This window comes from Mesorhizobium sp. M7A.F.Ca.CA.001.08.2.1 (assembly GCF_003998455.1).
GTDB lineage: Bacteria > Pseudomonadota > Alphaproteobacteria > Rhizobiales > Rhizobiaceae > Mesorhizobium > Mesorhizobium ciceri.
On sequence record NZ_RZPW01000289.1, the window covers coordinates 1 to 7239 of the forward strand.

Consider the following 7239-nt stretch of genomic DNA (forward strand, 5'->3'; position numbering starts at 1 on the left):
GCTTCACGCCGGCCCGTTCGAGAGCTTGCGCCCGCGCATCGCCCAGGCCTTCGGTCGCCAGCACGACATCGAAGCTGGTCAGATCGTCGAAGACATGCAGCGCGATCCTGTCGAACTTGGCATGGTCGATCAGAAGGATACGCTTGGCCGATGCGGCCATCATCGCCTGCTTGACCCGCACGACATTGGGATCCTGGATGAAGGCCGTGGTTCCGGTGATGGCCGAAGCCGAGCAGATCAGCACATTGGCGCGCAGCTGCGCCACGGCGTTCTCGCAGACGATACCGATATAGGCGTTGTAGGTGCCGTGGTACTGGCCGCCGAGACAGATGAAGTCGAGTTCGTCGACATTGATCAGCAGTGATGCCGTCGCTACGGAGTTGGTGATGACGGTCAGCGGCTTGACGTCGAGCAGCAGTGCCGCGACGGCGTTTGCCGTCGAGGAATCGTCCAGCATCACCACCTGGCCGGCTTCGACATAATCGAGTGCTGCCCGCGCCAGCGCATCCTTCTCGGCCCGGTTGACCGTCACACGGTAGCGGAAGGCGCTTTCGTAGAGGCCGGAAGGCTGAACCGTCACCGCACCGTGCAGCTTGCGCAGCACGCCCTGCTGCGCCAGCCGGTCGATGTGCCGGTGGATGGTCATGCGCGACACGCCGAAATGCTCGACCAGATCGTCGATGCGCACCTGGCCGAGCTTGATCACATAGTCGGCGATCTCTTCGCGTCGTTCGTCGGCCTTGATCATGCGGTTCCCCCAGTCTCTGACCGGCCCAGCTTCTCGATGTCGGGCCAATGCGGTTCGAGCGCACCGGCTATGCGGCCATAGAGGGAAAAGCGCTCGTTGAACACAGCACTCGAGGCTTGGTCAGGCTCGTATTGGCGGGCCGTCATCCCGACCTGCCTGGCGCCCTGTTGCGGCGTCGCGAAGATGCCAACCGCCGCCCCCGCGCAAAGGGCAGCGCCAAAGGCCGCGGCCTCGTCGGTCGAGGTGACGATGACCGGGGCGTTCAGCACGTCGGCAAACATCTGAACGAAGGCCGGATTGCGCGAACCGCCGCCGGTCAGGCGGATCTCGCTGATGGCAAAGCCGTCGCGCAAGGCTTCGACATGGGTGCGGTGATTGAAGGCAATGCCCTCCAGAACCGCCTTCAGCATATCGCCGCGATTGTGCCAGCCGTGCAGGCCGACAAAGCCGCCGCTGGCAACATCGCCATAAGGAGAGCCGAACAGATAGGGATGAAACAGGATGGTCGAGGGCTTCTTCAGCGCCGCGTCGATCTCTGCTGCCAGAAGCTCGTGGATCGAGTCGCCATCGACCGATGCCTTTTCCTGCTCCGAGCGGCAGAACGTGTCGAGAAACCAGTCGTAGTTCGCGGTCGAGGCCGGCGAGATCGCCATGTTGTTCCAGCGGCCTGCGTCGATGGCGTTGCGACAGAGCCAACGCGGGTCGACGCGTGGTTGCGAAGAGACGACTTCGTTGATGGAATAGGTTCCGGCGACGACGGCGAGCACGCCCTCCTCATGGCCGCCCATGCCAAGTGCGGAGGCAGTCACGTCATGCAGTCCGCACGCGACCGGTGTTCCCTTGGCAAGGCCGGTCATTTCGGCTGCCTCGGCGGTGACATGGCCGACGATCGCGGCGGAGTGCGCCATCGGCGGCAGCGCGTCGAAAACATCGTCCAGCCCGAAGATGCGCATCGCTTCCGGCGCGTAATCCTGCGTGCTGAAATCCGTGAATGAGGTGCTGGCCTCGGTACGGTCGGTGCCGATCGTGCCGGTCAGGCAAAAGCGCAGCCAGTCCTTGCAGGCCAGTATATGCCCGATACGCCCATAGCGGGCCGGTTCGTGCTCCCTGATCCAGGCGAGCAGCGCCGACGGCGCCGAGACGTGGGGCGCCTGGCCTGTTCGCGCTAGCGCCTCTTCGAAGACCTGGTCCGCCGACCATCGCTCGACAATCTTGCCGGCGCGGCTATCGAGCGACAGGATTCCAGGCCCCAGCGGCCGACGATCCTTGTCGAGCAAATAGAGACCGTCGCCATGCGCGGTTGCCGCCACCGCCTTGATGTCGTCCGCCGGGCGGCCACATAGCGCGATCGCCTCCTTGATTGCGTCGGCGGTCGCTTGCCAGAGGCCGGCCATGTCGCGCTCCACCCAGCGCGCATGGGGCATCGATTGCGGAACCCGCCGACGCGCCACCGACAACTGCGTGCCATCGGCATCGAAGATCACCGCCTTGGTGACCGTGAGACCGTTATCGATTCCGAGCAAACTGGGCATGGGCGCCGCCGTTTTCAGCAACTGGTGAAGGGCGCTGCAAGGCAATCCTGCAGGTTGGGATAGGGATAACGGACATGACGACAATCAACGAGCAACGGTGATACCAAAGCGCCGCATCCGACGCGGCAAACAGACCATAGTAGCCTGTTAAATTAACGTCAACATGTGATATATTTTGTGGAAATGTCTGACGTAAGCTGAGACAAAAATTGCCATCCACTCGTACCGCATCGGATGCGGGACGAAGTTCCGGCCTTGCCGGTCCGATCATCCCCTGCTGCGAAATCGCCGCCTCAGGGCGCATGACCTGACCAGCTTTCCCTGGGTGGCTCCCCTGCCCGGCTCTCCGCTGATGTCGGACCTGCAGATGATCCTGATGAGCATCGGCATGTCGGACCTGAACATCCGCTATTCGGGAGGCTCGCTGATGAGCGTGATCAACTTCCTTGCCGAAACCGATGCGTTGGCCGTGCTGCCATTCTCCGTAGTCTTCGCGCAGCGCAAGGAGAGCCGGGTTACGGTGCTGCCCTATGAAATCCCGCAGCCCAGCCGCTCACTCGGTATCCTTCGCCGGGTCAGCGGACCACGCTCACCGGCGGCAGAGCGCTTCGCGGGCCACGTCACGACCGCCTTCGAAAACCTGAAGCACATCATTAAACGGCATGAGAATGCCGTTGTCTGGGGACGGTAAACCAGCCTCGCTATTCGAATGATGCGGTAGCGTCACACAACGCGCATGTTTCCTCCAGCCGGAGGCGCTTCATCCCCGCGTCGCCGGTTAGGCTCGACGGCCGCCCGCCCCCAAAAGCCGTCGGGCCGCCAGAAATCCCGATATCCTATTGGTCACGCCCTCCTCCACCTCGCCATCACTGCGTAAACGCTTTGGACATCTGATCCGCAAAGGGTTTCAACAGATAAGACCAGACATTGCGTTCGTCGGTGCGGATATGAACCTCGGCGGGCATACCTGGCCTCAGCACCTTCGCTTCGGTCAGGCAGCTCGATTTGCTTTCAACCTTGATACGCGCCGAAAAATAGGAAAGCTGACGTTGCGGGTCTTTAATCAGATCTGCCGAGATGTGTTTCACTGACCCTTGGCAGACCGGAGTGGTTCCCACGTCGAACGCCGGAAAACGGATCGACACCGGCTGCCCAGGCCGGACATCGTCGACCCGCGACGGAGGGATCAGCGCGTCCACCACAAGATCGTCGGCATCAGGTACGATGGTCATAAGCATCTCGCCAGGCGCGATAACGCCGCCGACGGTATGGACAGCCGATTCCTGTATCGTTCCGGACTGTGGCGCGCGGATCGTTGTCTTGGTCAGTTCATCCTGCGCCACAATCCTCCGTTCGTTGAGTTCGGTCTGCTTGGCTTCCGTCTCGCGGAGTTCGGTCGTCACGTCAGTGCGCCTTTGGTCATCCAGCTGCAGCATCTGCAACCCCGTTTCGCTGATGCGCGCCTGGGCTTCAGCTACTGCTGCAGCGAGGCGACCCGATTCTCCCCTGGCCCGGGTGGCATCCAACTTGATGTTGCTTACCCTCTCCTTGGAGACGAGTTTTTTGGCGTAGAGGGAATCAACGTCGGCGAAATCCTTGCTCAGCAGGGCAACCGATTCATCCACCGCGCTCTGTTGCGCTTTAAGACCGTCGATCTGACGTTCAAGTTGCTGGGATTGGCTTCTCAGCTGCGCCTTCTGTCCAGCCAAAGCCGAAGAGCGCGTTTCAAAGAGAGCGCGTTCGCCGTTGACGAGCGCAGCCAGCTCCGGTTGGTTCATTCGCGCTTTCAGGCCGACCGGCAGCTGCATTTCCGCCAAGCCCGTGCGCTCGGCCTCCAGCCGGGCGAGGCGAACGGTCGCGCGATCGAGATCCTCGCTGATGATTTGCAGGTTCGCGCGTGTCAGCGTGTCATCCAGCCTGACCAGCACGTCGCCGGCTCGTACATGATCTCCGTCCTGCGCGAAGATCCCGCCCACTGTTCCTCCGGTTTGATGCTGGACCTTCTTGACGTTGCTTTCTACCACCACGGTGGCCGGTGCAACCACGGCGCCGGCGATCTTGGTCAATCCCAGCCACAGGCCGCCGCCGAGGACCAGCAGACCTGTAATCACCAAGCCGAATATCAGGTTGGCCCGTATACCGTCCGGCAGATCTGGCGAGCTCACGGCAGGCCCTTTGCTGCCACGAAGGGTCCGGGCAAAGGACGAGAAGGTGACGAATGTTTCGAGCAGAGCCTCATGCATGCCCGGCAACCCCCGGTATCGGCGCCAAAGAAGATGGCCGAGGTGAAACAGGCGGTGAAGGTCGGAGCACGTTCGCCAAGACCTCCTCGCGCGAGCCAAAGGCATGAACCGTCCCATTCGACATAACCAGCACCTGATCGATGTTGGCGAGTGCCGAGGGACGATGCGCAACGACAATGACGATGCCCCCGCGCTGACGCACTGCCCGTATGGCGCCGGCCAGGGCAGCGTCTCCATCCACGTCGAGGTTCGAGTTCGGTTCGTCGAGCACGACAAGGAACGGCTCGCCATAAAGTGCTCGGGCGAGACCCACGAGTTGCCTCTGCCCTGCCGACAGGGCTGCTCCCCCCTCCCCGATGCGGGTCTGAAATCCCTGAGGGAGTTGCATGATCATTTTCTCGACGCCGGCGGCTCTTGCCGCCGCAAGGACGCCTTTTGGATCCGTCTTGCCTCGGAACCTCGAAATGTTGTCTGCTACCGTGCCGTCAAACAACTCCACATCCTGCGGCATGTAGCCGATATGGGCGCCGAGATGTTCCGAGTTCCATTGATCGAGAGAGGCGCCGTCCAATCTCACCGAGCCATGGAGCGGCTTCCACACCCCGACCAACGAACGGGCCAGCGTCGTCTTGCCGGAGCCGCTCGGGCCGACGACGGCCATTCCAGCCCCCCTCGACAGGTGGAAACTTACATTTACAACGGTCGGTCTTGTCAGGCCGGGCGGCGCGACTGTCAGTTGCTCGACGGCAAATCGTGCCTGTGGACGAGGCAATTCCATCGGATCGTCCTGACTGCCAAATGCAGCCATGACAGCTGCCAGCTCGCTATAGCTGCGCCGGGTCGATAGAAAACCTCTCCAGTTTGCAATCGCCGCGTCAACTGGGGCCAAGGCCCGGCCGAGCAATATGGAAGATGCGATAATCACCCCAGGAGAAGCTTCACCACCTATGACCAGGTAGGCACCGAGCCCCAGAACGCCGGATTGCAGACCCATGCGAAGCGCCTTCGAGAAGGAACTGGCGCCACCGACGACATCCGAGAGGCGCTCCTGCTGACCAAGATATGCGCGGCTGACGTCGCTCCAGCGTCGAGCCAGTCGACCAGAAAGCCCCATTGCATGAACAACCTCGGCGTTGCGCCGGGCGGAGTCGGCAAGCGCCCGTTGCGACGACAAGTCTTCGGAGGCGCGCGCGGCCGGACCACGGCTAAAGACTTCCGCAACCGCCGTCAGGAGGACCACGGCGATCGCGCCGACGGTTGCCAACAAGCCGAGCAAAGGATGGAGCAAATAAATGATCACCAGATAAAAAGGGATCCACGGAGCGTCGAAGATGACCGTCGGTCCCGTTCCGGAAAGAAAGCCGCGCAGTCGGTCAAGATCGTGCAAAGGCTGCAGACGGCCCGCATCACGTCCTGCCTTGAGCGGCAAGGACAGGGAGATGGAGAACACCTTTTCCTGCAAATTTCTATAGAGAAGACTGCCGATGCGGACCAGCACGCGAAGCCGCACGAAATCCAGGAGCCCGTAGACCGCATACAAGCCCAGCATGCCGATCGTGAACCCCACCAGGGTGGGAACGCTCTGCGACGGCAGAACGCGATCGTAGATCTGCAACATATAAACCGAACCGGTCAGGGCGAGAATGTTTATCACTGCCGAAAACAGCGCCACGCCAAGCAGCCCAGGCATGCAGGCGAGAATGGCGGAACGCAGCTCGGGAGAACCGGCCCCCGATGTTTTCATGACCAGCGGTCGTTCGCGCGACACTGCCGCGCCGTTACTTCCGTAAATTGTGATGGCTCAAACCTTTCTTGGTGCGCATAGCAGCCGCTATCCGTCGCCCCCCTTATTACGCTCTGCTTACATACGTCGACTTTGAGGAAAATGCAGCGGATTCGTGGCGCAGGACCAACGAAACGCGACCCGCAGCGTGCACAGGCTGGGGATAACTCCCCCAAAAAACGGCAATTCACGCTAGTAACGCAGTCCAGAATGGAACACGCAAAAGGGGCTTATGTCCTTGCTTCCACACACTTTCAAAGACGCCACGGTCGTTGACACAAAATACCTGATGCGGAGCAACAACTTAGATCAATCAAACCTTTTGTCGTTCTGTATTCTGTATTTGATCTCGCCCCGATACACCAATCACCCGAGCAGACCATCAGTCTCCCAGACTTCCAGAGGCGGCAAATTGACGACCGTCAGGCCGGCACGCCGGATCGTCATTCAAACGGAGGAGGACGGTGATCGAGCCTGACGTATTGTGTTTAACGCATGCGCAGGGATGGCGACTGGAGGGCTCGTTCACCTCGGGGCGCTGGCCGACGGGTTCGAACCCGCCCCATCTGTGACGGCTGCCAACCTGCCCAAGGAGGCGGATCGCGCCTTCGCCATCGTCGTTATCAGAGCGGACGCCGCGTTAGCCGGTGCGTTATCCGCCTAGTGGGGTGTTGCGTGGAAAAGAAGTATCGGAAATTAAGAAGAGCTGTCTGGGAAACGATATATAGGGTCAGCTTGATAACCCCGAATTTCTACGTTCTGAACTACCCCATAGCAGCAGCGGGATTCTTTAACGGGAACAATAGGTTCCCAAGACGGGTTTCCAGTCAATCGGCTACGATAAATGATTTTATATTTGACAGAATGATACGAAATAGATGGGGATACCTGGAGAAGATTTGCGTTGATAAGCATTATGCTAAATACCTGTCT

At 60.6% G+C, this 7239-nt stretch carries 6 protein-coding genes; 2 read left to right on the forward strand and 4 right to left on the reverse strand.

All coding sequences use genetic code 11. From position 1 onward, the window contains the following. On the reverse strand, nucleotides 1–748 hold a 748-nt coding region (locus tag EN914_RS18055; protein WP_164778781.1), incomplete at its 3' end, for a DeoR/GlpR family DNA-binding transcription regulator. Further along, nucleotides 745–2280 (reverse strand): FGGY-family carbohydrate kinase, encoded by a 1536-nt coding sequence (locus EN914_RS18060; RefSeq protein WP_024502441.1) that lies wholly within the window; start codon nucleotides 2278–2280, stop codon nucleotides 745–747. The genes EN914_RS18055 and EN914_RS18060, both read right to left, overlap by 4 nt. Before the next feature lie 229 nt (nucleotides 2281–2509). Between EN914_RS18060 and EN914_RS18065 the strand changes: the two genes are divergently transcribed. Next, nucleotides 2510–2971 carry a LysR substrate-binding domain-containing protein gene (locus EN914_RS18065; protein WP_255337249.1) on the forward strand — a complete coding sequence of 154 codons (462 nt, stop codon included), beginning with the start codon at nucleotides 2510–2512 and terminating at the stop codon, nucleotides 2969–2971. Between the two features lie 175 nt (nucleotides 2972–3146). Here the strand turns inward: EN914_RS18065 and EN914_RS18070 are convergent, their stop codons facing one another. Then, nucleotides 3147–4523 (reverse strand): HlyD family type I secretion periplasmic adaptor subunit, encoded by a 1377-nt coding sequence (locus EN914_RS18070; RefSeq protein ID WP_024502440.1) that lies wholly within the window; start codon nucleotides 4521–4523, stop codon nucleotides 3147–3149. Continuing rightward, nucleotides 4516–6267, reverse strand: coding sequence for a type I secretion system permease/ATPase (locus EN914_RS18075; protein WP_024502439.1), 1752 nt, complete (start codon nucleotides 6265–6267; stop codon nucleotides 4516–4518). Before EN914_RS18075 ends, EN914_RS18070 begins: the two co-directional genes overlap by 8 nt. Nucleotides 6268–6981: 714 nt before the next feature. Between EN914_RS18075 and EN914_RS38730 the strand changes: the two genes are divergently transcribed. After that, a partial coding sequence (locus EN914_RS38730) for a hypothetical protein (protein ID WP_206527212.1) occupies nucleotides 6982–7239 on the forward strand: 258 nt, incomplete at its 3' end.